Source organism: Lysinibacillus sp. fkY74-1 (assembly GCF_053165895.1).
This window is the reverse complement of sequence record NZ_CP170173.1, coordinates 4386129-4411756: the sequence shown is the minus strand read 5'-3', so window position 1 is coordinate 4411756 and position 25628 is coordinate 4386129. Positions and strand designations below refer to the sequence as shown.

The following is a 25628-nucleotide window of genomic DNA, read 5'->3' as shown; positions in this document are numbered from 1 at the left end:
TGTCACCTACCTTTTTATATTGTCATCTAAAACGCACGAATGAATAGATGCGACAGGGTACACTGGGAATATAGAAAGGGGCGTTTATAAGTGACAGTGTTAATTGGTCGTAAAATAAAAAAAGTTTATGGAAAGAAATCTACGGCTCAGGAAGTATTAAAGGGCATTGATTTGGAAGTGAGTAAGGGTGAATTCGTAGGTATTATGGGACCTTCTGGATCAGGTAAAACAACACTTTTAAATGTCTTATGTTCAATCGATTTTGCAACAGAAGGAGTAATAGAAATAAATGGTCATAATTTACGGGGAATGAAGGAAAAGGCTTTGGCCAATTTCCGTAGAGAGCAGTTAGGTTTCATATTCCAGGATTATAATTTACTAGATACATTAACCGTAAAGGAAAATATTCTTCTCCCCTTAGCGATCAGTAATCTACCCAAGACAGTTGCTGAAAGTCGTGTAAAGGAGCTAACATCCTTACTAGGCATATCAGAAATTTTAAATAAATATCCCAATGAAATATCCGGGGGACAAAAACAACGTACATCTGCTGCGCGTGCACTGATTACAAATCCATCATTAGTATTTGCAGATGAGCCTACAGGTGCATTAGATTCTAAATCAGCTACAGCTTTGCTCCAAAATCTCCAAAATATTAATGAGACAAAAGAAGCGACAATAATGATGGTTACGCATGATGCAGTAGCTGCAAGTTTCTGCACACGTGTTTTATTTCTAAAGGATGGACTTATTTATAGTGAGCTTTATAAAGGGGATAAAACAAGACAGGCTTTTTTCCAGGAAATCATGCATACGCAAAGTGTGCTAGGCGGTGATGGTTATGAGTCTAAGTAAGTTAGTATTAAGAAGCATGAAGAAAAATATGAAGCACTACTATTTATACTTCTTCGCCCTTATTTTTAGCGTTACTTTATATTTTTCCTTTGTAACATTACAAAATAACTCTGCAGTATGGGATGCTGTTCAGATGAGTGGAACGGCTACTGCTGGATTTAAAGCAGCCACTTATATTTTATATTTTATCGTTTTGTTCTTCGTCTTGTACGCCAATCATTTATTTATGAAGCGTCGTAGTAAAGAGATAGGCTTGTACCAATTGATTGGTATGACCAAGGGATTAATTGTACGCTTATTAGCGATCGAAAGCATTCTATTATTTGTTGGAGCTGTTATTTTAGGTATGCTGGCCGGTTTCTTTAGTTCACGTGTATTTGCAATGATACTATTGCGTGTACTTGAGAAAGAAGCTCTTGTAACCATGACATTTAGTACGCAGGCATTACAGCAATCCATAATTGTATTTACTATACTTTTGATGATTGTCCTTGTACAAATGGCCTGGATGATCCATCGTGTTTCTTTACTATCACTATTTACCGCTGCTAAACAAGCAGATGAACGTGTAAGACGTTTTAGTGCCTTACAAATGGTGATTGGCTTTATGGGGTTAGTTTTAATTGTTTATGGTTACTATGCTTCAACAAAGCTATTTGATATTGAATCAGCCGGAAACTTATTTATTAATATGATCATTATTCTAGTTACTACAATTGGTGGAACATTTCTTGTCTTTCGTTTTTCTGTAGCATTTATTATGAATACGATTCGCTTAAAGAAAAAAGGACATCTTTCCATCCATGATGTTTTAGCATTAACACCTATCATGCATCGGATGAAGAGCAACGCTAAGTCATTAACGCTCATAACCGTATTAACGGGTGTTTCTCTAGGTGTGACGACTTTATCTTATATCTCCTACTATTCTTCAGAAGCATCTGCATATAGCCAAGTACCGGGTGATTTTATCTTGCTAGAAGAGCAGGGAATGTCTTTCTTAAATGAATTAGAGAAAAATAACATAGCGTATGAAAGGGTAGATTATCGTTTGCAAGGAGTAACAGCCTCTGTAGGACAACTCATGTCTAAAAAACAGCAGGATAATCCTCTATATAGTATGGAAGGAACCATCTATACAATTCCACTTTCTGATTATAAGCAGAGTGTGCCTGAAGCCTCGATATCAGGAAATGATGTGATTTTAACAAACTATGGTGGGTATATGGCTGAGATGTTCCCATTAGAGAAAGATCGTGATGTAGTAGTATCTGCAGGAGAACTCGAAGAGACTTTTCATGTTGTGGATGTACACGATAAAAGTATTATAAGTGGTATCGTTACAGCTGGAGGTGGTGGGCCCATCTTTGTTGTAACAGATGATATGTTTAAAAGTCTAGCTACACAATCAGAGCATTACCCTTGGCATCGACAGTCTTCTATTACTATAAATTCAAAAGAAAACTTAGTGGTGGCAGAGAAATTATATTTACAGACAAATGCTGGGGTCATTACAACTAAAGATCATGAGGGTAAAACAGAGCAGTATAATCAATCCTCTTATGAAGAGAAGCGTAAAGATAATATTGAATCATTGGGTCTTACTATATTTACAACTGCATTTTTAGGATTAGCTTTCTTAATGACAACTGGTAGCATTCTGTACTTCAAACAAATGTCTGAGGCAGAGGAAGAGCGTGGCTCCTATACAATCCTCAGAAAGATTGGCTTTGCAGAAAGAGATATTATGAGAGGCATTTATATGAAACAAGCCTTTAATTTTGGAGTTCCATTAATTATTGGATTATTGCATAGCTACTTTGCTGTTAAATCAGGATGGTTTTTATTTGGAACAGAGTTAACAGCACCCTTGTGGATTGCGATGTGCTGTTATATAGCATTGTATACAATTTTTGCTCTACTATCGGTAGGCTACTATAAAAAAGTCGTTCGAGAATCATTGTAACAATTAAATAAGTAGGAACCCAAAAGCAGTGTGATGAGTAATAGATCATACTGTTTTTTTATTGCCTTAACTGATGAAAACCCTTGACTTTCAATTGTCAGAATAATAATGTTTAACATGTTAGTAATTTAGTGTATGAAAGTGAGTGTAACGATGAATGCAGTAATAGTGGCGGTAGCCGTTATGTTAATATTAAGCTTACTCCGCATCAATGTCGTCCTATCTTTAGTGTTAGGGGCGTTTGTAGGTGGCCTTACAAGCGGTATGAGCATTGAAGCAACAGTAGAATCATTTACAGAAGGGTTAGGGGCAGGTGCAACGATTGCATTAAGTTATGGCCTACTTGGCGGCTTTGCCATCGCCATTGCCAAAACCGGGATACCTGAATTGATGATTACAGGGATGTTAAACATATTAAATAGTGAAAGTAATCGCAAAGGTTTAGTGAAGGTTTTAATTTTTTTCCTTATTTTTTTGATGTCAATTTTATCACAGAATGTCATACCTATTCATATCGCTTTTATTCCACTATTGATTCCTCCTGTTTTAAAAATTTTAAATTTATTAGAGGTCGATCGACGTCAAGTGGCAACCTTAATAGCAGTGGGCTTAATAGGTACTTATAGCTTTGTACCAGCTGGCTTTGGGGCGATCTTTCAAGATATCGTTGCTACACAAGTATCAGAGGCTGGGATGGTAGTATCTTCACATGATGTACCTGTAGCAATGGCGATTCCAGTGCTAGGTATGCTGATAGGATTAATTACAGCCTTTATTGTATATCGCAAGCCAAGACATTATAAAAATAATGAAATAGAGGCTGATTCTCTCCATGTTAATGTCAGCAAAGTTGTGATGTTTTCCACAGCTCTTGCACTAATCGTATCGTTATGTGCTCAAGTGTTTACAGATTCGATGATAGTAGGTTCTTTTGCAGGTATTATGATCATGTATTTTACAGGTGCATTGAAATGGAAAGAAGCTGATGACATTCTTTCTGAAGGAATGAAGATGATGGCCTTTATAGGCTTTGTCATGATTGCCGCTAATGGCTTTGCTGCGGTCATTAATGCTACTGGACATGTGGATAGCTTAATTACAAGCTCTATATCTATTTTAAAAGGAAACAGAAGTTTAGCGGTATTTATTATGTTAGTCATAGGGTTAGTTGTGACAATGGGAATCGGTTCTTCCTTTGCAACAGTGCCGATAATCGCGACGTTATTTGTTCCTCTCGCACAGGGGTTAGGAATGAGTCCTTTAGCAATCCTTTGTCTAATAGGAACGGCAGGTGCATTAGGTGATGCAGGATCTCCAGCTTCAGATTCTACGCTAGGACCGACAGCAGGTTTGAATGTAGACGGACAACATCACCATATTTGGGACACCTGTGTGCCGACTTTTATTTTTATTAACATTCCATTAATTCTATTTGGTTGGATTGCATGTGTGTTCTTTCTATAAAGAAGAAAGGAAGCTACTATTTAAAAAGACTTCAAAGTTATTTGAAATGTTCGATATTGTTGTATGGAAACCTTAGGTGTTGCAATATGTATGGAAATTTTATATACTAATAAACGGCTTAATAAAGCGAAGTAATAGTAGTACTAAGAATATCTGCAACATTTAAAAGAATTTAGCGAAAAGACTTGCTTATTCTTTTTTTATTGTATATAATGTTGAATGTTGGTCTTTGACTGCGATGAAGCGAGAGGTTGCCGACACACCCGGCCGCTTTGCCATGGCGGTGTGTGGGAAAATTTTCGTGGAGAATGTCTAGAAAATAGGCGAGAAGGAGGGAAAATAATGGCAAAACAAAAGATTCGTATTCGTTTAAAAGCGTATGATCACCGTATTTTAGATCAATCTGCTGAGAAAATTGTGGAAACTGCAAAACGTTCAGGTGCAAGTGTATCAGGTCCGATTCCACTTCCAACTGAGAAGTCTGTGTACACAATTCTTCGTGCGGTTCACAAGTACAAAGATTCTCGTGAACAATTCGAAATGCGTACGCATAAACGTCTGATCGATATCGTTAACCCGACACCACAAACTGTTGATGCGTTAATGAAACTTGATTTACCATCTGGCGTTGATATCGAAATCAAACTTTAATGGTAAAAACAATATAACTTTTTAAAACTTACAGGAGGTGTGACAAATGGCTAAAGGAATCTTAGGTAGAAAAATTGGTATGACACAAGTTTTCGCTGAAAACGGCGATCTAATCCCGGTAACAGTTATCGAAGCTACTCCAAACGTAGTACTTCAAAAGAAAACTGTTGAAACAGATGGCTACGAAGCAATCCAAGTTGGTTTCGAAGATAAGCGCGTTAAGCTTTCTAACAAACCACAACAAGGTCACGTAGCAAAAGCGAACACTGCTCCTAAGCGCTTCATTCGTGAATTCCGCAACGTGAACGTGGAAGAGTACGAAGTTGGTCAAGAAGTCAAAGTAGAAATTTTCGCAGAAGGCGATGTAATCGATGTAACAGGTGTTACTAAGGGTAAAGGTTTCCAAGGTGTAATTAAACGCCACGGACAATCTCGTGGTCCTATGGCCCACGGTTCTCGTTACCACCGTCGTCCTGGTTCAATGGGTCCAGTTGCTCCGAACCGCGTATTCAAACAAAAGAAATTACCTGGTCAAATGGGTGGCAATGTAGTTACAATCCAAAACTTAGAAATCGTGAAAGTTGATACAGATCGTAACTTACTACTTGTTAAAGGTAATGTTCCTGGTTCTAAAAAAGCTCTAGTTACAGTAAAAACTGCAATTAAAGCTAAGTAATCACTTAAGGAAAGGAGGAAACAGGAATGACAAAAGTATCTGTACTTAGTCAAACAGGTGCTTCAGTTGGTGAAATCGAATTAAACGATGCGATCTTCGGAATCGAGCCAAATGAAGCAGTATTATTCGACGCAGTAGTAGCTCAACGTGCTTCTCTACGTCAAGGTAATCACAAGGTTAAAAACCGTTCTGAAGTTGCTGGTGGTGGTCGTAAGCCATGGCGTCAAAAAGGAACTGGTCGTGCTCGTCAAGGTTCTATCCGTTCTCCACAATGGCGCGGCGGTGGTATCGTATTCGGTCCTACTCCACGTAGCTATTCTTATAAATTACCTAAAAAAGTTCGTCGTTTAGCTCTTAAATCTGCTTTATCAGCTAAAGTAGTAGAACAAAACTTCTTAGTTCTTGATGCTCTAACTCTAGCAGCACCAAAAACAAAAGAATTCACAAAAATCCTTAAAGATCTTTCTTTAGAGAAAAAATCTTTATTCGTAACTGCTGACCTAGATGAAAACGTAGCATTATCTGCTCGTAACATCCCTGGTGTAACAGTTTTAACTGCAAATGGAATCAACGTTCTTGATCTTTTAGGTCATGAAAAAGTTGTATTCACTAAATCTGCAGTAGAAAAAGTTGAGGAGGTGCTTGGATAATGGAAGCACGTGATATTTTAAAACGTCCGGTCATTACTGAGCGTTCTTCAGAACTTATGGCAGAGAAAAAGTATACTTTCGAAGTAGACACTCGCGCTAACAAAACTCAAGTAAAAGACGCTGTAGAAGAAATCTTTGGTGTAAAAGTTGAGAAAGTAAACGTTCTTAACTACAAAGGTAAATTCAAGCGTGTTGGCCGTTACGGTGGTTACACTAACAAACGTCGTAAAGCGATTGTTAAATTAACTGCTGATAGCAAAGAAATTGAATTATTCGAAATGTAATCCCTAGTGGATTTATGATTTGAACACTCAAGAAGGAGGGAAACACAATGGCGATTAAAAAGTATAAACCTACCTCTAATGGTCGTCGTAACATGACGTCATTAGACTTTGCGGAAATTACAACTAACAAGCCTGAGAAATCATTGCTTGAACCAACTAAACGCAAAGCTGGTCGTAACAACCAAGGTAAAATCACTGTTCGTCATCATGGTGGTGGTCATAAGAAGCAATACCGTGTTATCGATTTCAAACGTGTTAAAGATAGCATTCCGGCAAAAGTTGCTACTATTGAATATGATCCAAACCGTTCTGCGAATATCGCATTAATCAATTACGCTGATGGAGCAAAAGCTTACATCCTAGCACCTAAAGGTCTAGAGGTTGGTCAAACAATCGTTTCTGGTCCAGATGCTGACATTAAAGTGGGTAACGCTTTACCATTAGCAAACATTCCAATGGGTACTACAATCCATAACATCGAGTTAAAACCTGGTAAAGGTGGACAATTAGTACGTTCTGCTGGTACTTCTGCTCAAGTACTTGGTCGTGAAGGAAAGTACGTAATCGTTCGTCTTCAGTCTGGTGAAGTACGTTTAGTGTTAGCTACTTGTCGCGCTACAATCGGTCAAGTTGGTAATGAACAACACGAACTTGTACACATCGGTAAAGCGGGTCGTAGCCGTTGGTTAGGTAAACGCCCAGAAGTTCGTGGTTCTGTAATGAACCCTAACGATCACCCACACGGTGGTGGTGAAGGACGTTCTCCAATCGGACGTAAATCACCAATGACTCCTTGGGGTAAACCAGCACTTGGTTACAAAACTCGCAAGAAGAAAAACAAATCGGATAAATTTATCATCCGTGGTCGTAAAAAATAAAGTGGTTAAACTACGGTTCTATGTGAGAGCCGTGGTGGAATCACGGAGGGAGGTTCCTACATGGGTCGCAGCTTGAAAAAAGGACCTTTTGTCGATGACCACTTAATGAAAAAAGTGGAAGTACAAGAGGCTTCTGAGAAAAAACAAGTTATCAAAACTTGGTCACGCCGTTCTACAATCTTCCCGAACTTTATCGGTTTAACGATTGCTGTATATGATGGACGTAAACATGTTCCTGTATACGTAACAGAAGATATGGTAGGCCATAAACTTGGTGAGTTCGCACCGACACGTACTTACAAAGGTCACGGTGCAGACGACAAGAAAACAAGACGCTAATTTTGAGAGGAGGTAAATCCTAATGACACAAGCTAAAGCTATCGCTCGTACAGTACGCATTGCTCCTCGCAAAGTACGTCTAGTTGTAGACTTAATCCGAGGTAAGCAAGTTGGTGAAGCAGTTGCAATTTTACGTCATACTCCAAAAGCGGCGTCTCCAGTCGTTGAGAAAGTATTAAAATCTGCAGTTGCTAATGCTGAGCACAACTACGATCTTGACATCAACTCTTTAGTAGTTTCTGAAGTGTTCGTTGATGAAGGTCCAACTTTAAAACGTTTCCGTCCACGTGCGCAAGGACGTGCAAGCGCAATTAACAAACGCACAAGCCACATTACTCTAGTGGTATCTGAGAAGAAGGAGGGTTAATCCGTGGGTCAAAAAGTACATCCAATAGGACTACGCGTTGGTATTATTCGTGACTGGGAGTCAAAATGGTACGCTGAAAAAGACTATGCAACTCTACTTCACGAAGACATCAAAGTGCGTAAATATATTGAAACGGCTCTTAAAGACGCTTCTGTTTCTAAAGTAGAAATCGAACGTGCTGCAAACCGTGTAAACATTACAATTCACACTGCGAAACCAGGTATGGTAATCGGTAAAGGTGGTACTGAAGTTGAAAATCTTCGTAAATACCTTAGCGAGTTAACTGGTAAACGCGTACACATCAACATCATTGAAATTAAACGTGCAGATCTTGACGCTCGTCTTGTAGCTGAAAACATCGCTCGTCAATTAGAAAACCGTGTATCATTCCGTCGTGCGCAAAAGCAAGCGATCCAACGCACAATCCGTGCTGGTGCAAAAGGAATTAAAACACAAGTATCTGGTCGTTTAGGTGGCGCTGATATCGCGCGTGCTGAACACTATAGTGAAGGAACTGTTCCACTTCATACTCTACGTGCTGACATTGATTATGCACACGCAGAAGCTGACACTACTTACGGTAAATTAGGCGTTAAAGTATGGATCTACCGTGGTGAAGTTCTTCCTACGAAGAAATCTGTGGAAGGAGGCAAATAATATGTTATTGCCTAAACGCGTAAAATACCGTCGTGAACACCGCGGAAACATGCGTGGCGAAGCGAAAGGCGGTAAAGAAGTATCTTTCGGCGAATGGGGCCTACAAGCTCAAACAGCTAGCTGGATTACTAACCGTCAAATCGAATCTGCTCGTATCGCGATGACTCGTTACATGAAACGTGGCGGTAAAGTTTGGATTAAAATCTTCCCACACAAACCTTACACTAAAAAACCTCTAGAAGTCCGCATGGGTTCTGGTAAAGGTTCTCCTGAAGGTTGGGTAGCAGTAGTAAAACCAGGAAAAATTATGTTCGAAATTGCTGGTGTATCTGAAGAGGTTGCACGTGAAGCACTTCGTTTAGCATCACATAAGCTTCCTGTTAAATGTAAGATCGTAAAACGTCAAGAAACTGGTGGTGAATCTAATGAAAGCTAATGAAATCCGTGACCTTGCCACTTCTGAAATTGAATTAAAAGTGAAATCACTGAAAGAAGAGCTTTTCAACCTTCGCTTCCAATTGGCGACTGGTCAATTAGAAAACACAGCTCGTATTCGTGAAGTGCGTAAAGCAATCGCGCGTATGAAAACTGTTATTCGTGAAAGAGAAATCAGTGCAAATAACTGATAAAGGAGGTTTTCAAGTATGACTGAGCGTAACCAACGCAAAGTTTACACGGGCCGCGTTGTTTCAGATAAAATGGACAAAACTGTTACTGTTTTAGTTGAAACTCACAAAAAGCACAAGCTTTACGGTAAGCGTGTAAAATACTCTAAAAAGTTTAAAGCTCATGATGAGCAAAACCAAGCGAAAATCGGTGATATCGTACGTATCATGGAGACTCGCCCGCTATCAGCTACTAAACGTTTCCGTCTAGTTGAAGTTGTAGAAAAAGCGGTTATTATTTAATAACTATTTCGGAACAACCATTTCCGAAGGGAGGTAACCTAAGTGATCCAACAAGAAAGTCGTATGAAAGTTGCTGACAACTCAGGTGCACGTGAAGTTCTTACAATTAAAGTGCTTGGTGGCTCTGGCCGTAAAACTGCTAACATCGGTGATATCGTTGTTTGTACAGTTAAGAAAGCAACACCAGGTGGCGTTGTCAAGAAGGGTGACGTTGTTAAAGCTGTTATCGTTCGTACTAAATCAGGCGTTCGTCGTAAAGACGGTACGTACATCAAATTTGATGAAAATGCTTGTGTAATTATTCGTGATGATAAATCACCACGCGGAACTCGTATTTTCGGACCTGTTGCACGTGAATTACGTGACAGCAACTTCATGAAAATCGTTTCTCTAGCTCCAGAAGTTCTTTAATTTCATGATAGTGCCAATCAAGGAGGTGCGACAGCATGCATGTAAAAAAAGGTGACAAGGTTAAGGTTATCACTGGTAAGGACAAAGGCAAAGAAGGAGTAATCCTAGCTGCTTTCCCTAAACAAGATCGCGTTCTTGTTGAAGGTGTTAATATCGTGAAAAAACACGTTAAACCTAACCAATTGAATCCACAAGGTGGGATTGTAAGCCAAGAGGCTGCAATTCACGTTTCGAACGTAATGCTAATCGATCCTAAATCTGGCGAGCCGACTCGTGTAGGTTATAAAATCGAAAACGGTAAAAAAGTTCGTGTTGCAAAAAAATCAGGTGCAGTAATCGACTAATTAGTAAATAAAAGAAGGGAGGTACACACATGAGCCGCCTAAAAGAAAAATATTTAAATGAAGTTTCTCCTGCTCTTATGAGCAAATTTGGATATAAATCAGTTATGCAATTGCCGAAAGTTGAAAAAATCGTTATCAACATGGGTGTTGGTGATGCTGTTCAAAACTCTAAAGCATTAGATGCAGCTGTAGAAGAATTAACAATTATCACTGGTCAAAAACCAGTTGTAACTAAAGCGAAAAAATCGATCGCAGGTTTCCGTTTACGTGAAGGTATGCCTATCGGTGCTAAAGTTACATTACGCGGTGAGCGTATGTATGAATTCTTGGATAAATTAATCTCAATTTCACTTCCTCGTGTACGTGACTTCCGTGGTGTTTCTAAAAAAGCATTCGATGGTCGCGGTAACTACACTCTAGGTGTTAAAGAGCAATTAATTTTCCCAGAAATCGATTACGATAAAGTTTCAAAAGTACGCGGTATGGACATCGTGATCGTAACGACAGCGAACTCTGACGAAGAAGCTCGCGAGTTATTGACACAATTCGGTATGCCGTTCCAAAAGTAATCAAACAAGGAGGGCGAAAACGTGGCTAAAAAATCTATGATCGTTAAACAACAACGTAAGCAAAAGTTTAAAGTGCAAGAATATACACGTTGTGAACGCTGTGGTCGTCCACACTCTGTATATCGCAAATTCAAACTTTGCCGTATTTGTTTCCGAGAACTTGCATATAAGGGACAAATTCCTGGCGTGAAAAAAGCCAGCTGGTAATCCCCTAATTTGGGAAGGAGGTAAATGTAATGACAATGACTGATCCGATTGCAGATATGCTTACTCGCATTCGTAATGCGAACATGGTTCGTCACGAGAAGTTAGAAGTACCAGCTTCCAACGTGAAAAAAGAAATCGCTGAAATTTTAAAGCGTGAAGGTTTCGTACGTGACGTAGAATACGTGGAAGACAACAAGCAAGGTATTATCCGTATCTTCTTAAAATACGGTAAAGATAACGAGCGTGTTATCACTGGCTTAAAACGTATTTCTAAACCTGGTCTACGTGTATACGCAAAAACAAATGAAGTTCCTAAAGTACTGAACGGTCTTGGTATCGCTTTAGTGTCAACTTCACAAGGTTTATTAACAGATAAAGAAGCTCGCGCTAAACAAGTTGGCGGCGAAGTTCTAGCATACGTTTGGTAATTAGCAATAAATGAATGGAGGTGCAACTAAATGTCTCGTGTAGGTAAAAAAATTATCGAGGTACCAGCTAACGTAACTGTTACTGTTGCAGCTGACAACACTGTTACTGTTAAAGGTCCTAAAGGCGAACTTGTTCGTTCTTTCCACCAAGATATGAAAATTGAGCAAGAAGGTAACGTAATCTCAGTATCACGTCCTTCTGATTCAAAAGAACACCGCACAAACCACGGTACTACTCGTGCGCTTCTAGCGAACATGGTTACTGGTGTTTCTGCAGGTTTCGAAAAAGCTTTAGAACTTATCGGTGTTGGTTACCGTGCGCAGTTACAAGGCAAAAAACTTGTACTTAACGTAGGTTACTCTCATCCAGTAGAGTTCACACCTGAAGATGGTCTAGAAATTGAAGTTCCTTCTAACACTAAAATCATCATTAAAGGTATCAGCAAAGAGCGCGTTGGTGCTCTAGCATCTAACATCCGTGACGTTCGTCCACCAGAGCCATATAAAGGTAAAGGTATCCGTTACGAAGGCGAATACGTTCGTCGTAAAGAAGGTAAAACAGGTAAATAATGCTGCTTAAGCATTAGAAAGGAGTGACCCTTGTGATTACGAAACAGGATAAAAATCAAGTTCGTAAAAAACGTCATGCACGAGTACGTTCTAAAATTTCGGGTACTGCTGAGCGTCCACGCTTAAATGTATTCCGTTCTAACAAGAACATCTACGCTCAACTTATCGATGACGTAGCAGGCGTAACAATTGTTAGCGCATCTTCTCAAGAAAATGGTTTTGAAGGTGCTGGTAGCAATGTTGAAGCTGCATCAAAAATCGGTGAAACAATCGCGAAACGCGCTGCGGAAAAAAATATTACTGCTGTAGTTTTTGACCGTGGTGGTTACTTATATCATGGACGCGTGAAAGCTTTAGCTGAAGCTGCACGTGAGAATGGTTTAGAATTTTAATAAGAAGGAGGGACACATTTCATGAGTCGAATTGACGCAAACAAACTTGGAGAACTTGAAGAACGCGTAGTTACTATTAACCGTGTTGCTAAAGTTGTTAAAGGTGGACGTCGCTTCCGCTTCACAGCACTAGTTGTTGTTGGCGATAGAAACGGTCATGTAGGTTTCGGTACTGGTAAAGCTCAAGAGGTTCCAGATGCTATCCGTAAAGCTGTTGAAGATGCGAAGAAAAACTTAGTAGAAGTGCCACGTGTTGGTGGAACAACTCCACACTTAGTGCTTGGTCGCTTCGGTGCAGGAGAAATCCTAATTAAACCTGCTGCTCCTGGTACAGGGGTTATCGCTGGTGGTCCAGTACGTGCAGTACTAGAACTTGCTGGTATTACTGATATTCTTTCAAAATCTCTTGGATCTAACACACCAATCAACATGGTGCGTGCAACTGTTCAAGGTTTAACTGAATTAAAACGCGTAGAGGACGTAGCAAAATTACGTGGTAAATCAGTGGAAGAAATATTAGGATAAGGGGGGAAAGATAATATGGCTAACAAATTAGAAATCACCCTTACTAAATCTGTGATTGGTACTAAACCTGCACAACGCAAAACTGTTGAAGCTTTAGGTTTACGTAAATTACACCAAACTGTAGAGAAAGCTGATAACGCAGCTACTCGCGGTATGCTTGATAAAGTAGCTCACTTAGTTACTGTAAAAGAAATTTAATTTCCAATTAATGAACAAGGAGGTGCCACCCACTATGAAACTGCATGAGTTAAAACCAGCAGAAGGTTCTCGTAAGCAACGCAACCGCGTTGGTCGTGGTATCGGTTCTGGTAACGGTAAAACAGCAGGTAAAGGTCATAAAGGTCAAAACGCTCGTTCTGGTGGCGGTGTACGCCCAGGCTTTGAAGGCGGTCAAAACCCATTATTCCGTCGTTTACCAAAACGTGGCTTTACGAACATTAACCGTAAAGAATACGCGATCGTTAACCTTGACGCTTTAAACCGTTTCGAAGACGGTGCAGAGGTTACAACTGCATTATTACTTGAAACTGGTCTTGTGAGTAATGAAAAAGCTGGAATTAAAGTTCTTGGCAACGGAACTCTTAACAAAAAGCTTACAGTTAAAGCTCATAAATTCTCAGCTTCAGCTAAAGAAGCAATCGAGAATGCCGGCGGAACTACTGAGGTGATTTAATGTTTCAGACAATCTCTAACTTTATGCGTGTTCGAGATATAAGAAATAAAATCATTTTCACTCTTTTAATGTTAATCGTTTTCCGTATTGGAACATTCATTCCAGTACCTAACGTTGACGCAAATGTATTAAAGGCAACTGATGAGTTTAACCTCGTTGGTTTCCTGAATACTTTTGGCGGTGGTGCTTTAAAGAACTTCTCTATCTTTGCGATGGGGATTATGCCTTACATCACAGCCTCAATTATTGTTCAGTTATTGCAAATGGACGTAGTACCGAAGTTTGCTGAATGGGCAAAGCAAGGTGAAGTCGGAAGACGTAAACTTGCACAATTTACTCGCTACTTTACTATTATTCTTGCTTTCATCCAATCATTCGCAATGTCATTTGGTTTTAATAGAATGTATGGCGGATCATTGATTAAAGAAGAAGGTATTCTAACATATGTTACAATCGCCATTGTATTGACAGCGGGGACAGCTTTCCTTGTATGGCTTGCAGAGCAAATTACTTCACACGGTGTTGGGAATGGTATTTCTGTTGTAATCTTCGCAGGTATCGTTGCAGCATTGCCTACAGGAATCAACCAAATCTTTGCACAGCAAATCGAGGGTGCTGGGGATAAATTATTTATCAACATCATAATCCTTGCATTGCTTGTATTGGTTTTACTCGCAGTTGTAGTTGGAGTTATTTATGTGCAACAAGCACTTCGTAAAATTCCAATTCAATATGCAAAACGAGTTACTGGACGTAATCAACAAGCTGGTGGTCAACAAACTCATTTACCTTTAAAAGTAAATGCTGCAGGGGTTATTCCGGTAATCTTTTCAGTAGCGTTTATTGTTACACCACGTACGTTAGCTACGTTCTTTGGTCAAAATGACGTAACTACTTTCATTGAAAACACGTTTGATTATACGAAACCTGTTGGAATGATTATTTACGTTGCATTGATCGTCGCGTTCACATATTTCTATGCATTCGTACAAGTGAATCCTGAAAATGTGGCAGACAACTTGAAAAAACAAGGTGCTTATATTCCGGGTATTCGTCCTGGTGAAAACACTCAAGCGTATTTAACAAGCGTGTTATATCGTCTAACATTTGTTGGTGCGATATTCTTAACTGTTATTGCTGTAATGCCGATTTTATTCATTAACTTTATGAATTTACCTGCCTCAGTGCAAATCGGTGGTACTAGTATTATTATCGTAGTCGGCGTAGCGCTCGAAACGATGAAACAGCTAGAATCTCAACTTGTTAAACGTCACTACAAAGGCTTTATGAAATAATGTTGGTTTTTAGGGAACGTTCTATCGTTTCCTTAAATCAGCAAACCTTTGGTGGGAGGAATATTTCCTAATGAATATCGTTTTAATGGGTCTGCCAGGTGCTGGTAAAGGTACTCAGGCAGATAAAATTGTTGAGAAGTACGCGATTCCTCATATTTCTACAGGCGATATGTTCCGTGCTGCTATTAAAGAAGGTACAGAACTTGGCTTACAAGCTAAGTCGTTTATGGATCAAGGTGCTCTTGTACCAGATGAAGTAACGATTGGTATTGTTCGTGAGCGACTGGCTAAACCTGATTGTGAAAAGGGCTTCCTATTAGATGGTTTCCCACGTACTGTTCCTCAAGCTGAAGCTTTAGATAGCATTCTTGCTGATCTTGGCAAAGCAATTGAACATACTCTAAACATTCAAGTTGAAAAGGATGAGTTAATTGCTCGTCTTTCAGGTCGACGCATTTGTAAAACTTGTGGAGCATCCTATCATTTAATTTTCAATCCTCCAGCTGAGGAAGGAAAATGTGATAAAGATGGTGGCGAGCTTTACACACGTGCCGATGATAATCCTGATACGGTTGCGAACCGTCTGGAAGTTAATATGAAACAAGCGCAACCTTTACTTGATTTCTATCAAGCAAAAGGTGTGTTAACTAATATAGATGGACAGCAAGATATAAACAAAGTGTTTGCTGATCTTGATGCTCTATTACAGAGCAGCCGCAGCTGATACCCGGCTCCGGGCGCAGAGTACTGCTTCCGCGGGAGGCATGCGGGAGCAACAACGAAACATAATTTTTTTGAGAGTTGCAAAAGCATATTGTGCCCGGTATATATTTCTTCTAAAAAGTGCAACATAGCTTTTGGAGGAGTATAATGGGTTTCGTGGAAGCATCTGTGTAACGGGTATGAATATCTCATCCAAGACATTCCGGTATTCGTGTAAACATGGGAGTTTCAGTGCCCTTATTGGTTCTGGATATTCCGTGGATTGTGTGAAGCGAAACCAGACGAGCGTCTTTCAAACATCTCTCATACAATCCAAACATATGTTGAAACGAGGTTGCTTCTATAGTTGCAGCAGATATCCGTTTGATGTAACGATGAGAACTTTAATTTGCATATAGAGAGGAGACAGAGTAGATGGCGAAAGATGATGTAATTGAAGTCGAAGGGACAGTTGTTGAGACTTTGCCAAACGCGATGTTTAAGGTAGAATTAGAAAATGGACATGTGATTCTAGCACACGTATCTGGTAAGATTCGTATGCACTTTATCCGTATTCTACCTGGAGATAAGGTTACTATCGAGTTATCTCCTTATGATTTAACTCGCGGTCGTATCACATACCGTTTTAAATAATCTTTTGCGCTCCGGACTACTAAGGAGGTTAGGTTAGATGAAAGTGAGACCATCTGTGAAACCGATCTGCGAAAAATGTAAAGTAATTCGCCGACGCGGTAAAGTAATGGTAATCTGTGAAAATCCTAAACATAAACAAAAACAAGGTTAATTCTAAAGGAGGTGCACAACGTACATGGCACGTATTGCTGGTGTTGATATTCCTCGCGACAAACGCGTGGTAATTTCATTAACGTACATTTTCGGTATTGGTAAAACTACAGCTCAGAAAGTACTAGCTGACGCAGGTATTTCAGAAGATACACGCGTACGCGACTTAACTGAAGATGAGTTAAACAAAATCCGTGAACAATTAGATTCTTACAAACTTGAAGGTGACTTACGTCGCGAAACTTCATTAAATATTAAACGTCTGATGGAAATCGGTTCATTCCGTGGTATCCGTCACCGTCGTGGTTTACCTGTTCGTGGCCAAAATACGAAGAACAATGCGCGTACGCGTAAAGGTCCTCGTAAAACTGTAGCGAACAAGAAAAAATAATTGGTAAAGGAGGTTCCTTCTTAACATGGCTCGTAAACAACAAACTCGTAAACGTCGTGTGAAAAAGAATATCGAATCTGGTATCGCACACATTCGTTCTACATTTAACAATACAATCGTAACGATTACAGATATGCAAGGTAACGCTGTATCTTGGTCAAGTGCTGGTGCTCTTGGTTTCCGTGGTTCACGTAAATCTACACCATTCGCTGCTCAAATGGCTGCAGAAACTGCTGCTAAAACATCCCTTGAACATGGTCTGAAAACGTTGGAAGTAACTGTTAAAGGTCCTGGTGCTGGTCGTGAAGCTGCAATTCGTGCGCTTCAAGCTGCTGGTTTAGAAGTAACTGCTATTAAAGACGTTACTCCAGTTCCTCATAATGGTTGCCGTCCGCCAAAACGTCGTCGCGTGTAATGGGTGCGTCTCATATTGTATGAGAACATCATTTTTTGTACAGACTGTCTTGTGCAGATAATAAACGATACGTCATTGACGATCGAATCTATGATGGAAAGAACCTATACATTCGATGTTTTGAAGGAGGGTAAATGAAATGATCGAAATTGAAAAACCAAAGATTGAAACGGTGGAGATCAGCGAAGATTCCAAGTATGGAAAGTTTGTTGTAGAACCGCTTGAACGCGGATATGGAAACACTTTGGGTAATTCTTTACGTCGTATCCTTCTGTCTTCATTACCAGGAGCTGCTGTCACGTCCATTCAAATTGATGGCGTTCTTCACGAATTCTCAACTGTAGAAGGCGTAGTAGAAGATGTAGCTTCAATCATTTTGAACGTGAAAAAACTAGCTCTTAAAATCTACTCTGACGAAGAAAAAGTTATTGAGATTGATGTAAAAGGCGATGGTACAGTTACGGCTGCTGACATTACACATGACAGTGATGTAGAAATTTTAAACCCAGATCTATATATTGCAACAATCGCTAAAAACGGTCATTTACGTATGCGTATGTACGCACAACGCGGCCGTGGTTACACTCCTGCTGATCAAAACAAACGTGAGGATCTTCCTATCGGCGTGATCCCGATCGACTCTATTTACACTCCAGTATCACGCGTTAATTTCCAAGTGGAAAATACTCGTGTAGGTCAGTCTTCTGACTACGATAAACTTTCTCTTGATGTGTGGACAGATGGCAGCATCGGTCCGAAAGAGGCGATTTCGCTCGGAGCAAAAATTTTAACCGAGCATCTTAACATCTTCGTTGGCATGACAGATGAGGCACAAACTGCTGAAATCATGGTCGAAAAAGAAGAAGATCAAAAAGAAAAAGTTTTAGAGATGACTATCGAAGAACTTGATCTTTCTGTTCGTTCTTACAACTGCTTAAAACGCGCTGGTATTAACACAGTACTAGAACTTGCGAATAAGTCAGAAGACGACATGATGAAAGTTCGTAACCTTGGACGTAAGTCACTAGAAGAAGTAAAAGCGAAGTTAGAAGAGCTTGGTTTAGGATTACGCAAAGAAGACTAAGCGATTTAAACAAAACTAACAAGGTCAGATTTTTTCTATAAAGGAGGGAAACATCCATGGGTTACAGAAAACTTGGTCGTACAAGTTCTCAACGTAAAGCGATGTTACGTGACTTAGCTACTGATTTAATCATCAACGAGCGTATCGAAACTACTGAGGCTCGCGCTAAAGAAGTACGTAAAGCTGTTGAAAAAATGATTACTTTAGGTAAGCGCGGAGATTTACATGCACGCCGTCAAGCTGCTGCATTCATCCGTCGTGAACTAGTAACAACGACTGATGCAGAAGGTAACGAAACAACATCATTTGCACTTCAAAAGTTATTTGATGATGTTGCACCACGTTATGCAGAGCGTCAAGGTGGTTACACTCGTATTCTTAAAGTAGGTCCTCGTCGTGGTGACGGTGCACCTGTAGTTGTGATTGAACTAGTTTAATCATAATAGAAAACTTGTGGTGAAGAGGGTGGGAATCACCACCCTCTTTCTTTATAAATGATTTATACGACAAATAATTAAGCTGAGCGTTATGATGAGCGGACACTAAGGTGTGGCGTCTCGTTTAGCTCTCCGCACCTCATTCAGGAGAAATAAGGGCTTGAGCACCCTTATTTCTTGAAAATGTAACGACTAGCGCATTTCTATTGAATGAGGTGCGCGCTTTTTTATTACTAAGGATAGCGCCAATTTGTGGTGCTTTTTTTAATATATGGGTTTAATATTTTCGTGAATCACACCCGTACTAGAACATTTAATTATTTTAATGTTTTACTTTTATAGACATAGGGATTGTAGTAGAATTCATACATAAAAAAGTGTAAGTTAGTTAGTAGAGCTGAGCATGGAGAGAGGAGTTCTAGAAATGCCTGAAATTTTATCTTTAAATAATGTGACTTTTTCATATACACCAGAAGAACCAAATAATCGTAATGCTGTCGAAAATGTTAGCTTCGCCGTTGAAGAGGGAGAATGGATTGCCATCGTAGGACACAATGGTTCTGGAAAGTCAACCATTGCAAAGTTGATGAATGGTTTGCTATTCCCTCAAGAGGGAGATGTACGCATACTGCGGGAACCATTAAATGAAGAAAACCTTTGGGAGTCTCGTTCTCTCATGGGAATGGTTTTTCAAAACCCCGACAATCAATTTGTAGGTGCAACCGTACAGGATGATGTTGCGTTTGCATTAGAAAACAATGGCGTGCCTTTTGAAGAAATGGTACATCGTGTTCATGCGGCACTAGAACAAGTAAAAATGAGCCACTTTTTAGATCATGAGCCACACCATTTATCAGGAGGTCAAAAGCAGCGTGTCGCTATTGCAGGAGCGCTTGCATTAAAGCCTAAGCTTCTTATATTAGATGAGGCTACTTCGATGCTAGATCCACAGGGACGTGGAGAGGTATTACAAACTGTTCAAACTTTACGAGCTGAAACAGGACTTACTGTCCTATCCATAACCCATGATTTAGAGGAAGCGATGCTAGCAGATCGTATACTTTTTATGAATGATGGGAAGAAGTTTGCAGAAGGTACCCCTGCTGAAATATTTGCTCTTGGGGACAAGCTAGTGGAATTTGGACTAGACTTGCCATTTGCGCTAAAGTTATCAAAGCTATTGCAAAAGGAAGGTGTTCCATTAATGGGACAACATATGACAGAAGAAGAGTTGGTGAATGATTTATGGACATCAAACTTCAACAAGTAAGCTATGCTTATGCAAAAGGTACGCCTTTTGAAAAACGGGCATTATTCGATGTAGAATTCAATATCCCATCACACACGTATCAAGCCATTATTGGTCATACTGGTTCTGGTAAATCAACTATTCTCCAACATTTTAATGCACTTCTAAGACCTACTTCAGGAGAAGTACATATCGGGGATCGTGTAGTGGTAGCTGGTAAAAAAGCAAAGGATTTAAAAGCTGTACGACAAAAGGTTGGTATTGTCTTTCAATTCCCTGAGCATCAGTTATTTGAAGAAACAGTGTTAAAGGATATTATGTTTGGTCCCATGAACTTTGGCGTAGCAGAAAAGGAAGCCGAAAATCGTGCAAGGGAACTTGTCAGCTTAGTAGGGTTACCAGAAGATGTCCTAGAAAAATCTCCGTTTGATTTGTCGGGAGGTCAAATGCGTCGAGTAGCAATAGCAGGTGTTTTAGCGATGGACCCTGAAGTAATTGTGCTGGATGAACCTACCGCGGGCTTAGATCCACGTGGTCAGAAAGAAATTATGGATATGTTTTATCAGCTTCATCAGGAACGTCACCTGACAACCATTCTTGTGACGCATAGCATGGAAGACGCTGCCCGATATGCTGATAATATTGTAATTATGCATGAAGGAAAAAATGTTTTAAGTGGAACACCGCGAAATATATTTAAGGATGTTGATACATTAAAGAGCTTTCGCTTAGAACCGCCACGTATTGTACGCTTTCAGCAAAAGATGGAGCAAATGCTAGGGAAATCCTTATCAAAAGTTTGTTTAACCGAAGAAGAACTTGCAGCTGAAATTGCTCAAGTACTAAGAGAGGAGCGTGCGGAATCATGATGGAAAAAATGATTTTTGGACGCTTCTTGCCAGGAGACTCTCCCGTTCATAAACTGGATCCACGCTCTAAGCTAATCTTCGTATTTGCCTTTATTATTATAGTATTTTTGGCTAATAATACAGTAACATATGCCATGCTTTTGGCCTTCACACTGCTTGTTGTATTAATATCACGAATTCGCTTGTATTTTTTGATAAACGGTCTTAAACCAGTTCTCTTTTTGATGGCCTTCACCTTCTTGCTTCATATTTTTATGACGAAGGAAGGTGTTCCCGTTTTTGACTCGAAGTATATTACCATATACGATGAGGGGATTAGACGTGGGGTTTATATTTCAATACGTTTTCTAGTATTAGTATTTATAACATCTATCTTAACTTTAACGACGTCACCGATTTCCATTACAGACGGTATTGAAGTCCTTTTAAATCCTTTGAAGACGTTGAAAGTACCTGTCCATGAATTAGCTTTAATGATGTCGATTTCTTTACGCTTCATTCCAACTTTAATGGATGAAACGGATAAGATTATGAAAGCACAAATGGCACGAGGCTCTGATCTATCCTCGGGTCCAATAAAAGACCGTATTAAAGCTGTAGTCCCATTACTAGTACCTCTTTTTGTGAGCGCATTTAAGAGGGCCGAAGATTTAGCCACAGCGATGGAAGTAAGAGGCTACCGCGGAGGGGAAGGGCGTACTAGATATCGTAAGCTAAAATGGGATATGGGCGATACATTTGCGCTTGTATTATTAGTAGCAATAGGTGTATTGCTATTCTTCTATAGAAGTTAAAGGAGTATGCTTTATGCGACGATTAAAAATAATTATTAGCTATGACGGTACACATTTCTCAGGCTATCAAGTACAGCCTGGGGAACGCACCGTACAGGCAGAAATAGAACGTGTATTAGCCATTATGCATAAAGAGGAAAAGGTGAAGGTGACCGCAAGTGGACGTACAGATGCTAGGGTTCATGCTACAGGGCAAACGTTGCATTTTGATACACCACTAGCCATTCCAACTGACAAGTATCGTAAAGCTTTGAATGTACAGCTACCTAGAGATATTCGCGTATTGTCTGTAGAAGAAGTAGCACATGACTTTCATGCACGTTATAGTGTAACTGGGAAGCGATACCGTTATATTTGGTCCTGTGAGCCTATTCAAAATCCATTTCGGAGACATTATACAGTTGATACAAACGGGGTCAAACCGGATGTGGTTGCAATGCAGAAGGCTGCTCAAGCTATCATAGGGACACATGACTTTTCATGCTTCTGCGCAGCCAATACAAGCGTGCAGGATAAAGTAAGAACAGTAACTTCACTACAATTTGAATGGCATGGGGAAGAGCTTCATATGGTTATTGAAGGCAATGGCTTCTTATATAATATGGTTCGAATTATTGCAGGTACACTTTGGGAAGTAGGTATAGATCGCCGGACGATTGAAAATATAGCACTGGTAGTCGCTTCAGAAGATCGGGATAAAGCTGGGAAAACCGCGCCACCACAAGGTTTGTACTTAGAAAAAGTATTCTATTAGTGTCACTTTCAACCTCGAAACAACTTTACCAGGTGTTTAATGAAATTGCTTGACTTTAAAAGTCATTCATTATATGATAACAGATGGTATTTTCATTACCACCACAAATAAGCCCCGAAAACTTATAGTGTAGTTTAATGAAAAATAACGGTAATCGAATCGATTAGGAGGATATATACATGCGTACAACATTCATGGCTAAAGGTCACGAAGTAGACCGTAAATGGTTAGTAGTTGATGCAGAAGGCCAAACTCTTGGACGTTTAGCTTCTGAAGTAGCTGCAATCTTACGTGGTAAACATAAACCAACATTCACACCAAACGTTGACACAGGTGATCACGTAATCATCATCAACGCTGACAAAATCCATTTAACTGGTAACAAATTAGAAGGTAAACTTTACCGTCACCACACTCAATTCGCAGGTGGTTTAAAAACTCGTACTGCTGGTGAAATGCTAGACAAGTACCCAACAAGAATGATCGAACTAGCAGTTAAAGGAATGCTTCCTAAAAACTCTTTAGGTCGTAAAATGTTCACTAAACTTAATGTTTACACTGGAACAGAGCATCCACATGCTGCACAAAAACCAGAAGCATACGAGCTTCGCGGATAATATAAATTAAGAGGAGGATATTACTTTGGCACAAGTTCAATACATCGGCACTGGTCGCCGTAAAAGCTCTGTAGCTCGCGTACGTTTAGTACCAGGTACAGGTAAAATTGTTATCAACAAACGTGAAATCGAAGAATACGTACCATTCGCTGCATTACGTGAAGTAATTAAACAACCATTAGTAGCTACTGAAACTACAGGAAGCTATGACATCCACGTAAACGTTAACGGTGGTGGATACACTGGTCAAGCTGGTGCTGTTCGTCACGGTATCGCTCGTGCTCTACTTCAAGTAGACCCAGATTTCCGTGCTGCATTAAAATCAGCTGGATTACTTACTCGTGATTCACGCATGAAAGAACGTAAAAAACCAGGTCTACGCGGCGCTCGTCGTGCACCTCAGTTCTCAAAACGTTAATTTCAAATTTTTCTATCAAAGACTCTTTCTACTTTTGTGGAAAGGGTCTTTTTGTATGAATAGAATAATTATAAAAAGCAATCGTTATAGTTGCCCGAATATGGCTTAATATGATTTCTGATGAAATTGTCGATGAAGCTGGTGTACCTGTTGTTGAATAACTCAATGACGAACACTTAGTTAGTAGCGATGTCTATTTCATTGTGTAAGCAGTTTGGACGAGCTAGCATAAAGATTCTCCCTAAACCAACCCAATCGTGGGCTGCTGCACATAGGGCAATGTTCACCGAAAGTATAAACGGCTGCTATTCTTCTTTCCTCAACGACCCTACTTTCAGCTGCTCAACGTGCTAATGCGAATTCAGGATGTGCTGTGTATTGTCACAGTTATACATATGATTTCAATCTTCGGCTAACCCCTCACCATTTTCCAGCTACAAAAAGGACTCATCACCTGCTTTCAATGCATCTTTGACAAGCTCAATACATTTTTCTCAATATATTAAATCTACTGAATAAGAGCCCTTACTGTTTGATTGGTGGCATTGATATCAGCCGCCCCCTTCTTGTAGAAGTGTTAGGACTTGAACCGTTTCTCTATTCCCGGCAGCAATAATTAAATGATCGCTCATTTTTATCACCTTCACCGTCCAGTAGAACGCGTCTTTTAGTATATTTATCAAACTTTAAATAGTTTTCTTAGCATAATTATTGTTATTTCTGCACAAATTTAAAAATATTAAAAATATTTTCGGATAAGTTTATGCTTTTTTAAGAAATTATTTAGAGGGAGTTTAACAATGCATTTTATTATGAATTATGAAAGCTACAACATGCCTTTCAAGAGTGGGTTTGGTGTAACTAAAAAATATAAAGCAAAAAATGGAGGTAAGTAGGTATGAAGAAATTATTGATGGTATCTGTTGCAGCAATGGCACTACTTGCAGCATGTCAAGATAAGGAGCCTGTGAAAGGCAATACGACGAATAGTGAGGGAACAAAAACAGAAAGCGTTGCTACAGAAAATACAACGAAAGATCAAGCACAAGAGCAACTCACAAAGGGTCAAGCCATGGCAACTATTCTAAGTGCTACAAACTGGCAGGGTACAAAAGTATATGATAAAGATAACAACGATTTAACTGCGGAAAACTCAAACTTTATTGGCTTGGCTAAATATGATATGAAGACAGGTCATTATGAATTCTTTGATGCTACTACTGGCGAAAGTCGTGATGATAAAGGAACATTCTTCATTACAAATGATGGGAAACAAAGGATTCTAATTTCTGAATCCAAAAATTATCAAGCACTAGTAGAGATCACAGAATTAAATAGCGATATCTTCACTTATAAACGAATGGGGAAAGATGCTACTGGTAACGATGTAGAAGTCTTTGTGGAGCATATCCCTTATCAAGAAAAAGAGCTTACATTTACAGATCCAGATAAAACTCTTAATGCGACTACAGGAGATATCGTAACAGATGTAGACGGCGATGAAATTTTAGCTAATACATTATGGCAGGGCACAGTTGCTTTAGATGAAAATGGTAATGATGTAACCGAATTTAATTCAAATTTCATTAGTATTGCAAAATACGATGCAGAAACGAATAAATATGAATTCTTTAACCCTGAAACAGGCAAAAGCCGCGGTGATTATGGCTACTTTGACGTCATTCATGACAATAAAATCAGAGCTCACGTTTCACTTGGTGATAATAAATATGGTGTGGCTCTTGAAATTACTGAAATGAATGATAAGAAGTTTACGTATAAAAGAACAGGTAAAGATAAAAATGGAAATGAGATAACTGTGTTTGTTGAGCATGAACCCTATGAAGGGGAATTTAAACCAGAATTTACACTGCAATAAAATTGTTCTTCCTCCCTTACTATAGAAGAAGTTAAAAACTCTCAAGTTGAATACTTGTGAGTTTTTTTTTCTTTCTGGCATAGTTTCTCCACTAACTTCGTACACT

Annotated in this window: 39 protein-coding genes and 2 pseudogenes; 40 read left to right on the top strand and 1 reads right to left on the bottom strand. The window is 39.5% G+C overall.

Going from position 1 to position 25628, the window contains the following annotated elements:
- Positions 1-90: 90 nt before the first annotated feature.
- The 39 genes and pseudogenes from ACE1MS_RS21935 (at position 91) to rpsI (ending at position 23643) form a co-directional block, all read left to right on the top strand.
- Positions 91-855, top strand: coding sequence for an ABC transporter ATP-binding protein (locus ACE1MS_RS21935; RefSeq protein ID WP_012296070.1), 765 nt, complete (start codon positions 91-93; stop codon positions 853-855).
- Complete coding sequence (locus ACE1MS_RS21930) at positions 842-2821, top strand: FtsX-like permease family protein (protein WP_031416719.1); 1980 nt, start codon at positions 842-844, stop codon at positions 2819-2821. The genes ACE1MS_RS21935 and ACE1MS_RS21930 overlap by 14 nt, the downstream gene beginning before the upstream one ends.
- A 153-nt stretch (positions 2822-2974) precedes the next feature.
- On the top strand, positions 2975-4285 hold the full coding sequence (locus tag ACE1MS_RS21925; RefSeq protein ID WP_207889537.1) for a Na+/H+ antiporter family protein: 1311 nt from the start codon (positions 2975-2977) through the stop codon (positions 4283-4285).
- 342 nt (positions 4286-4627) lie between these two features.
- Positions 4628-4936, top strand: a complete 309-nt coding sequence (gene rpsJ, locus ACE1MS_RS21920; protein WP_004233624.1) for a 30S ribosomal protein S10 — start codon at positions 4628-4630, stop codon at positions 4934-4936.
- A 46-nt stretch (positions 4937-4982) separates the two neighbouring features.
- Positions 4983-5612 (top strand): 50S ribosomal protein L3, encoded by a 630-nt coding sequence (gene rplC, locus ACE1MS_RS21915; RefSeq protein WP_031416717.1) that lies wholly within the window; start codon positions 4983-4985, stop codon positions 5610-5612.
- 26 nt (positions 5613-5638) lie between these two features.
- Complete coding sequence (rplD, locus tag ACE1MS_RS21910; RefSeq protein WP_012296062.1) at positions 5639-6262, top strand: 50S ribosomal protein L4; 624 nt, start codon at positions 5639-5641, stop codon at positions 6260-6262.
- Positions 6262-6546 carry a 50S ribosomal protein L23 gene (rplW, locus tag ACE1MS_RS21905; RefSeq protein WP_004233628.1) on the top strand — a complete coding sequence of 95 codons (285 nt, stop codon included), beginning with the start codon at positions 6262-6264 and terminating at the stop codon, positions 6544-6546. The genes rplD and rplW overlap by 1 nt, the downstream gene beginning before the upstream one ends.
- 47 nt (positions 6547-6593) lie before the next feature.
- Positions 6594-7424, top strand: a complete 831-nt coding sequence (gene rplB, locus ACE1MS_RS21900; protein WP_008181913.1) for a 50S ribosomal protein L2 — start codon at positions 6594-6596, stop codon at positions 7422-7424.
- 60 nt (positions 7425-7484) lie between these two features.
- Positions 7485-7763: a 30S ribosomal protein S19 gene (rpsS, locus tag ACE1MS_RS21895; protein ID WP_008181911.1), complete on the top strand. Its 279-nt coding sequence runs from the start codon at positions 7485-7487 to the stop codon at positions 7761-7763.
- A 22-nt stretch (positions 7764-7785) separates the two neighbouring features.
- Entirely contained in the window at positions 7786-8130 is a 345-nt protein-coding gene (gene rplV / locus ACE1MS_RS21890; RefSeq protein WP_004233639.1) for a 50S ribosomal protein L22, read from the top strand.
- 3 nt (positions 8131-8133) lie between these two features.
- A complete protein-coding gene (gene rpsC / locus ACE1MS_RS21885) occupies positions 8134-8787 on the top strand; it encodes a 30S ribosomal protein S3 (protein WP_025116438.1) in 654 nt (217 codons plus the stop codon).
- A gap of 1 nt (position 8788) precedes the next feature.
- Positions 8789-9223, top strand: coding sequence for a 50S ribosomal protein L16 (gene rplP / locus ACE1MS_RS21880; protein ID WP_012296060.1), 435 nt, complete (start codon positions 8789-8791; stop codon positions 9221-9223).
- Entirely contained in the window at positions 9213-9413 is a 201-nt protein-coding gene (rpmC, locus tag ACE1MS_RS21875) for a 50S ribosomal protein L29 (protein WP_004233646.1), read from the top strand. The genes rplP and rpmC overlap by 11 nt, the downstream gene beginning before the upstream one ends.
- An 18-nt stretch (positions 9414-9431) precedes the next feature.
- Positions 9432-9695 carry a 30S ribosomal protein S17 gene (gene rpsQ / locus ACE1MS_RS21870; RefSeq protein ID WP_008181723.1) on the top strand — a complete coding sequence of 88 codons (264 nt, stop codon included), beginning with the start codon at positions 9432-9434 and terminating at the stop codon, positions 9693-9695.
- 42 nt (positions 9696-9737) lie between these two features.
- Entirely contained in the window at positions 9738-10106 is a 369-nt protein-coding gene (rplN, locus tag ACE1MS_RS21865) for a 50S ribosomal protein L14 (RefSeq protein ID WP_004233650.1), read from the top strand.
- Between the two features lie 35 nt (positions 10107-10141).
- Positions 10142-10450 carry a 50S ribosomal protein L24 gene (gene rplX, locus ACE1MS_RS21860; protein ID WP_004233652.1) on the top strand — a complete coding sequence of 103 codons (309 nt, stop codon included), beginning with the start codon at positions 10142-10144 and terminating at the stop codon, positions 10448-10450.
- 29 nt (positions 10451-10479) lie between these two features.
- On the top strand, positions 10480-11019 hold the full coding sequence (gene rplE / locus ACE1MS_RS21855; protein ID WP_004233654.1) for a 50S ribosomal protein L5: 540 nt from the start codon (positions 10480-10482) through the stop codon (positions 11017-11019).
- A gap of 21 nt (positions 11020-11040) precedes the next feature.
- Positions 11041-11226 carry a type Z 30S ribosomal protein S14 gene (locus tag ACE1MS_RS21850; RefSeq protein WP_004233656.1) on the top strand — a complete coding sequence of 62 codons (186 nt, stop codon included), beginning with the start codon at positions 11041-11043 and terminating at the stop codon, positions 11224-11226.
- A 29-nt stretch (positions 11227-11255) separates the two neighbouring features.
- The gene (rpsH, locus tag ACE1MS_RS21845; RefSeq protein ID WP_008181717.1) at positions 11256-11654 is read left to right on the top strand and encodes a 30S ribosomal protein S8; all 399 of its coding nucleotides are present in this window, start codon (positions 11256-11258) and stop codon (positions 11652-11654) included.
- A gap of 30 nt (positions 11655-11684) precedes the next feature.
- Positions 11685-12224: a 50S ribosomal protein L6 gene (gene rplF, locus ACE1MS_RS21840; protein ID WP_031416716.1), complete on the top strand. Its 540-nt coding sequence runs from the start codon at positions 11685-11687 to the stop codon at positions 12222-12224.
- A 32-nt stretch (positions 12225-12256) separates the two neighbouring features.
- Entirely contained in the window at positions 12257-12616 is a 360-nt protein-coding gene (gene rplR, locus ACE1MS_RS21835; protein ID WP_012296055.1) for a 50S ribosomal protein L18, read from the top strand.
- A 21-nt stretch (positions 12617-12637) separates the two neighbouring features.
- Positions 12638-13141, top strand: a complete 504-nt coding sequence (gene rpsE, locus ACE1MS_RS21830) for a 30S ribosomal protein S5 (protein ID WP_008181711.1) — start codon at positions 12638-12640, stop codon at positions 13139-13141.
- Between the two features lie 15 nt (positions 13142-13156).
- Positions 13157-13339 (top strand): 50S ribosomal protein L30, encoded by a 183-nt coding sequence (gene rpmD, locus ACE1MS_RS21825; protein ID WP_004233668.1) that lies wholly within the window; start codon positions 13157-13159, stop codon positions 13337-13339.
- Between the two features lie 34 nt (positions 13340-13373).
- Complete coding sequence (gene rplO, locus ACE1MS_RS21820; RefSeq protein ID WP_008181708.1) at positions 13374-13814, top strand: 50S ribosomal protein L15; 441 nt, start codon at positions 13374-13376, stop codon at positions 13812-13814.
- On the top strand, positions 13814-15109 hold the full coding sequence (gene secY, locus ACE1MS_RS21815; protein WP_031416715.1) for a preprotein translocase subunit SecY: 1296 nt from the start codon (positions 13814-13816) through the stop codon (positions 15107-15109). The genes rplO and secY overlap by 1 nt, the downstream gene beginning before the upstream one ends.
- A 70-nt stretch (positions 15110-15179) precedes the next feature.
- The gene (locus ACE1MS_RS21810) at positions 15180-15833 is read left to right on the top strand and encodes an adenylate kinase (RefSeq protein ID WP_012296052.1); all 654 of its coding nucleotides are present in this window, start codon (positions 15180-15182) and stop codon (positions 15831-15833) included.
- Positions 15834-16082: 249 nt separating this feature from the next.
- A pseudogene (locus ACE1MS_RS21805) lies at positions 16083-16160 on the top strand (type I methionyl aminopeptidase); the annotation flags it as partial.
- Between the two features lie 86 nt (positions 16161-16246).
- Positions 16247-16465 carry a translation initiation factor IF-1 gene (infA, locus tag ACE1MS_RS21800; RefSeq protein WP_004233690.1) on the top strand — a complete coding sequence of 73 codons (219 nt, stop codon included), beginning with the start codon at positions 16247-16249 and terminating at the stop codon, positions 16463-16465.
- A 37-nt stretch (positions 16466-16502) separates the two neighbouring features.
- Positions 16503-16616, top strand: coding sequence for a 50S ribosomal protein L36 (gene rpmJ, locus ACE1MS_RS21795; protein WP_000868344.1), 114 nt, complete (start codon positions 16503-16505; stop codon positions 16614-16616).
- 24 nt (positions 16617-16640) lie between these two features.
- Entirely contained in the window at positions 16641-17006 is a 366-nt protein-coding gene (rpsM, locus tag ACE1MS_RS21790; protein ID WP_004233729.1) for a 30S ribosomal protein S13, read from the top strand.
- Between the two features lie 25 nt (positions 17007-17031).
- A complete protein-coding gene (gene rpsK / locus ACE1MS_RS21785) occupies positions 17032-17421 on the top strand; it encodes a 30S ribosomal protein S11 (RefSeq protein WP_004233731.1) in 390 nt (129 codons plus the stop codon).
- A 139-nt stretch (positions 17422-17560) separates the two neighbouring features.
- The gene (locus tag ACE1MS_RS21780) at positions 17561-18505 is read left to right on the top strand and encodes a DNA-directed RNA polymerase subunit alpha (RefSeq protein ID WP_004233733.1); all 945 of its coding nucleotides are present in this window, start codon (positions 17561-17563) and stop codon (positions 18503-18505) included.
- Between the two features lie 56 nt (positions 18506-18561).
- Positions 18562-18942: a 50S ribosomal protein L17 gene (rplQ, locus tag ACE1MS_RS21775; protein ID WP_012296051.1), complete on the top strand. Its 381-nt coding sequence runs from the start codon at positions 18562-18564 to the stop codon at positions 18940-18942.
- Between the two features lie 424 nt (positions 18943-19366).
- A complete protein-coding gene (locus ACE1MS_RS21770) occupies positions 19367-20212 on the top strand; it encodes an energy-coupling factor ABC transporter ATP-binding protein (protein WP_012296050.1) in 846 nt (281 codons plus the stop codon).
- Positions 20188-21060, top strand: a complete 873-nt coding sequence (locus ACE1MS_RS21765) for an energy-coupling factor ABC transporter ATP-binding protein (protein WP_012296049.1) — start codon at positions 20188-20190, stop codon at positions 21058-21060. Before ACE1MS_RS21770 ends, ACE1MS_RS21765 begins: the two co-directional genes overlap by 25 nt.
- Positions 21057-21854, top strand: a complete 798-nt coding sequence (locus tag ACE1MS_RS21760) for an energy-coupling factor transporter transmembrane component T family protein (RefSeq protein ID WP_012296048.1) — start codon at positions 21057-21059, stop codon at positions 21852-21854. The genes ACE1MS_RS21765 and ACE1MS_RS21760 overlap by 4 nt, the downstream gene beginning before the upstream one ends.
- A 13-nt stretch (positions 21855-21867) precedes the next feature.
- Positions 21868-22608, top strand: coding sequence for a tRNA pseudouridine(38-40) synthase TruA (gene truA, locus ACE1MS_RS21755; protein ID WP_012296047.1), 741 nt, complete (start codon positions 21868-21870; stop codon positions 22606-22608).
- A 179-nt stretch (positions 22609-22787) separates the two neighbouring features.
- The gene (gene rplM / locus ACE1MS_RS21750) at positions 22788-23225 is read left to right on the top strand and encodes a 50S ribosomal protein L13 (RefSeq protein WP_004233742.1); all 438 of its coding nucleotides are present in this window, start codon (positions 22788-22790) and stop codon (positions 23223-23225) included.
- A gap of 25 nt (positions 23226-23250) precedes the next feature.
- Positions 23251-23643 carry a 30S ribosomal protein S9 gene (rpsI, locus tag ACE1MS_RS21745; RefSeq protein ID WP_004233744.1) on the top strand — a complete coding sequence of 131 codons (393 nt, stop codon included), beginning with the start codon at positions 23251-23253 and terminating at the stop codon, positions 23641-23643.
- A 201-nt stretch (positions 23644-23844) separates the two neighbouring features.
- On the opposite strand, the pseudogene ACE1MS_RS21740 reads toward rpsI, so the two are convergent.
- A pseudogene (locus ACE1MS_RS21740) lies at positions 23845-24128 on the bottom strand (nucleoside deaminase); the annotation flags it as partial.
- Positions 24129-24574: 446 nt separating this feature from the next.
- Between ACE1MS_RS21740 and ACE1MS_RS21735 the strand changes: the two are divergent.
- Complete coding sequence (locus tag ACE1MS_RS21735) at positions 24575-25522, top strand: DUF4822 domain-containing protein (protein WP_051800309.1); 948 nt, start codon at positions 24575-24577, stop codon at positions 25520-25522.
- Positions 25523-25628 lie beyond the last annotated feature (106 nt).

Bases quoted from the DNA above. Each gene is read 5' to 3' on its own strand.
- ACE1MS_RS21930 (WP_031416719.1), top strand. From the start codon at position 842: ATGAGTCTAAGTAAGTTAGTATTAAGAAGCATGAAGAAAAATATGAAG.
- ACE1MS_RS21925 (WP_207889537.1), top strand. From the start codon at position 2,975: ATGAATGCAGTAATAGTGGCGGTAGCCGTTATGTTAATATTAAGCTTA.
- rpsJ (WP_004233624.1), top strand. From the start codon at position 4,628: ATGGCAAAACAAAAGATTCGTATTCGTTTAAAAGCGTATGATCACCGT.
- rplC (WP_031416717.1), top strand. From the start codon at position 4,983: ATGGCTAAAGGAATCTTAGGTAGAAAAATTGGTATGACACAAGTTTTC.
- rplD (WP_012296062.1), top strand. From the start codon at position 5,639: ATGACAAAAGTATCTGTACTTAGTCAAACAGGTGCTTCAGTTGGTGAA.
- rplW (WP_004233628.1), top strand. From the start codon at position 6,262: ATGGAAGCACGTGATATTTTAAAACGTCCGGTCATTACTGAGCGTTCT.
- rplB (WP_008181913.1), top strand. From the start codon at position 6,594: ATGGCGATTAAAAAGTATAAACCTACCTCTAATGGTCGTCGTAACATG.
- rpsS (WP_008181911.1), top strand. From the start codon at position 7,485: ATGGGTCGCAGCTTGAAAAAAGGACCTTTTGTCGATGACCACTTAATG.
- rplV (WP_004233639.1), top strand. From the start codon at position 7,786: ATGACACAAGCTAAAGCTATCGCTCGTACAGTACGCATTGCTCCTCGC.
- rplP (WP_012296060.1), top strand. From the start codon at position 8,789: ATGTTATTGCCTAAACGCGTAAAATACCGTCGTGAACACCGCGGAAAC.
- rpmC (WP_004233646.1), top strand. From the start codon at position 9,213: ATGAAAGCTAATGAAATCCGTGACCTTGCCACTTCTGAAATTGAATTA.
- rpsQ (WP_008181723.1), top strand. From the start codon at position 9,432: ATGACTGAGCGTAACCAACGCAAAGTTTACACGGGCCGCGTTGTTTCA.
- rplX (WP_004233652.1), top strand. From the start codon at position 10,142: ATGCATGTAAAAAAAGGTGACAAGGTTAAGGTTATCACTGGTAAGGAC.
- rplE (WP_004233654.1), top strand. From the start codon at position 10,480: ATGAGCCGCCTAAAAGAAAAATATTTAAATGAAGTTTCTCCTGCTCTT.
- rpsH (WP_008181717.1), top strand. From the start codon at position 11,256: ATGACAATGACTGATCCGATTGCAGATATGCTTACTCGCATTCGTAAT.
- rplF (WP_031416716.1), top strand. From the start codon at position 11,685: ATGTCTCGTGTAGGTAAAAAAATTATCGAGGTACCAGCTAACGTAACT.
- rpsE (WP_008181711.1), top strand. From the start codon at position 12,638: ATGAGTCGAATTGACGCAAACAAACTTGGAGAACTTGAAGAACGCGTA.
- rpmD (WP_004233668.1), top strand. From the start codon at position 13,157: ATGGCTAACAAATTAGAAATCACCCTTACTAAATCTGTGATTGGTACT.
- rplO (WP_008181708.1), top strand. From the start codon at position 13,374: ATGAAACTGCATGAGTTAAAACCAGCAGAAGGTTCTCGTAAGCAACGC.
- secY (WP_031416715.1), top strand. From the start codon at position 13,814: ATGTTTCAGACAATCTCTAACTTTATGCGTGTTCGAGATATAAGAAAT.
- ACE1MS_RS21810 (WP_012296052.1), top strand. From the start codon at position 15,180: ATGAATATCGTTTTAATGGGTCTGCCAGGTGCTGGTAAAGGTACTCAG.
- infA (WP_004233690.1), top strand. From the start codon at position 16,247: ATGGCGAAAGATGATGTAATTGAAGTCGAAGGGACAGTTGTTGAGACT.
- rpmJ (WP_000868344.1), top strand. From the start codon at position 16,503: ATGAAAGTGAGACCATCTGTGAAACCGATCTGCGAAAAATGTAAAGTA.
- rpsM (WP_004233729.1), top strand. From the start codon at position 16,641: ATGGCACGTATTGCTGGTGTTGATATTCCTCGCGACAAACGCGTGGTA.
- rpsK (WP_004233731.1), top strand. From the start codon at position 17,032: ATGGCTCGTAAACAACAAACTCGTAAACGTCGTGTGAAAAAGAATATC.
- ACE1MS_RS21780 (WP_004233733.1), top strand. From the start codon at position 17,561: ATGATCGAAATTGAAAAACCAAAGATTGAAACGGTGGAGATCAGCGAA.
- rplQ (WP_012296051.1), top strand. From the start codon at position 18,562: ATGGGTTACAGAAAACTTGGTCGTACAAGTTCTCAACGTAAAGCGATG.
- ACE1MS_RS21770 (WP_012296050.1), top strand. From the start codon at position 19,367: ATGCCTGAAATTTTATCTTTAAATAATGTGACTTTTTCATATACACCA.
- ACE1MS_RS21765 (WP_012296049.1), top strand. From the start codon at position 20,188: ATGGACATCAAACTTCAACAAGTAAGCTATGCTTATGCAAAAGGTACG.
- ACE1MS_RS21760 (WP_012296048.1), top strand. From the start codon at position 21,057: ATGATGGAAAAAATGATTTTTGGACGCTTCTTGCCAGGAGACTCTCCC.
- truA (WP_012296047.1), top strand. From the start codon at position 21,868: ATGCGACGATTAAAAATAATTATTAGCTATGACGGTACACATTTCTCA.
- rplM (WP_004233742.1), top strand. From the start codon at position 22,788: ATGCGTACAACATTCATGGCTAAAGGTCACGAAGTAGACCGTAAATGG.
- ACE1MS_RS21735 (WP_051800309.1), top strand. From the start codon at position 24,575: ATGGCACTACTTGCAGCATGTCAAGATAAGGAGCCTGTGAAAGGCAAT.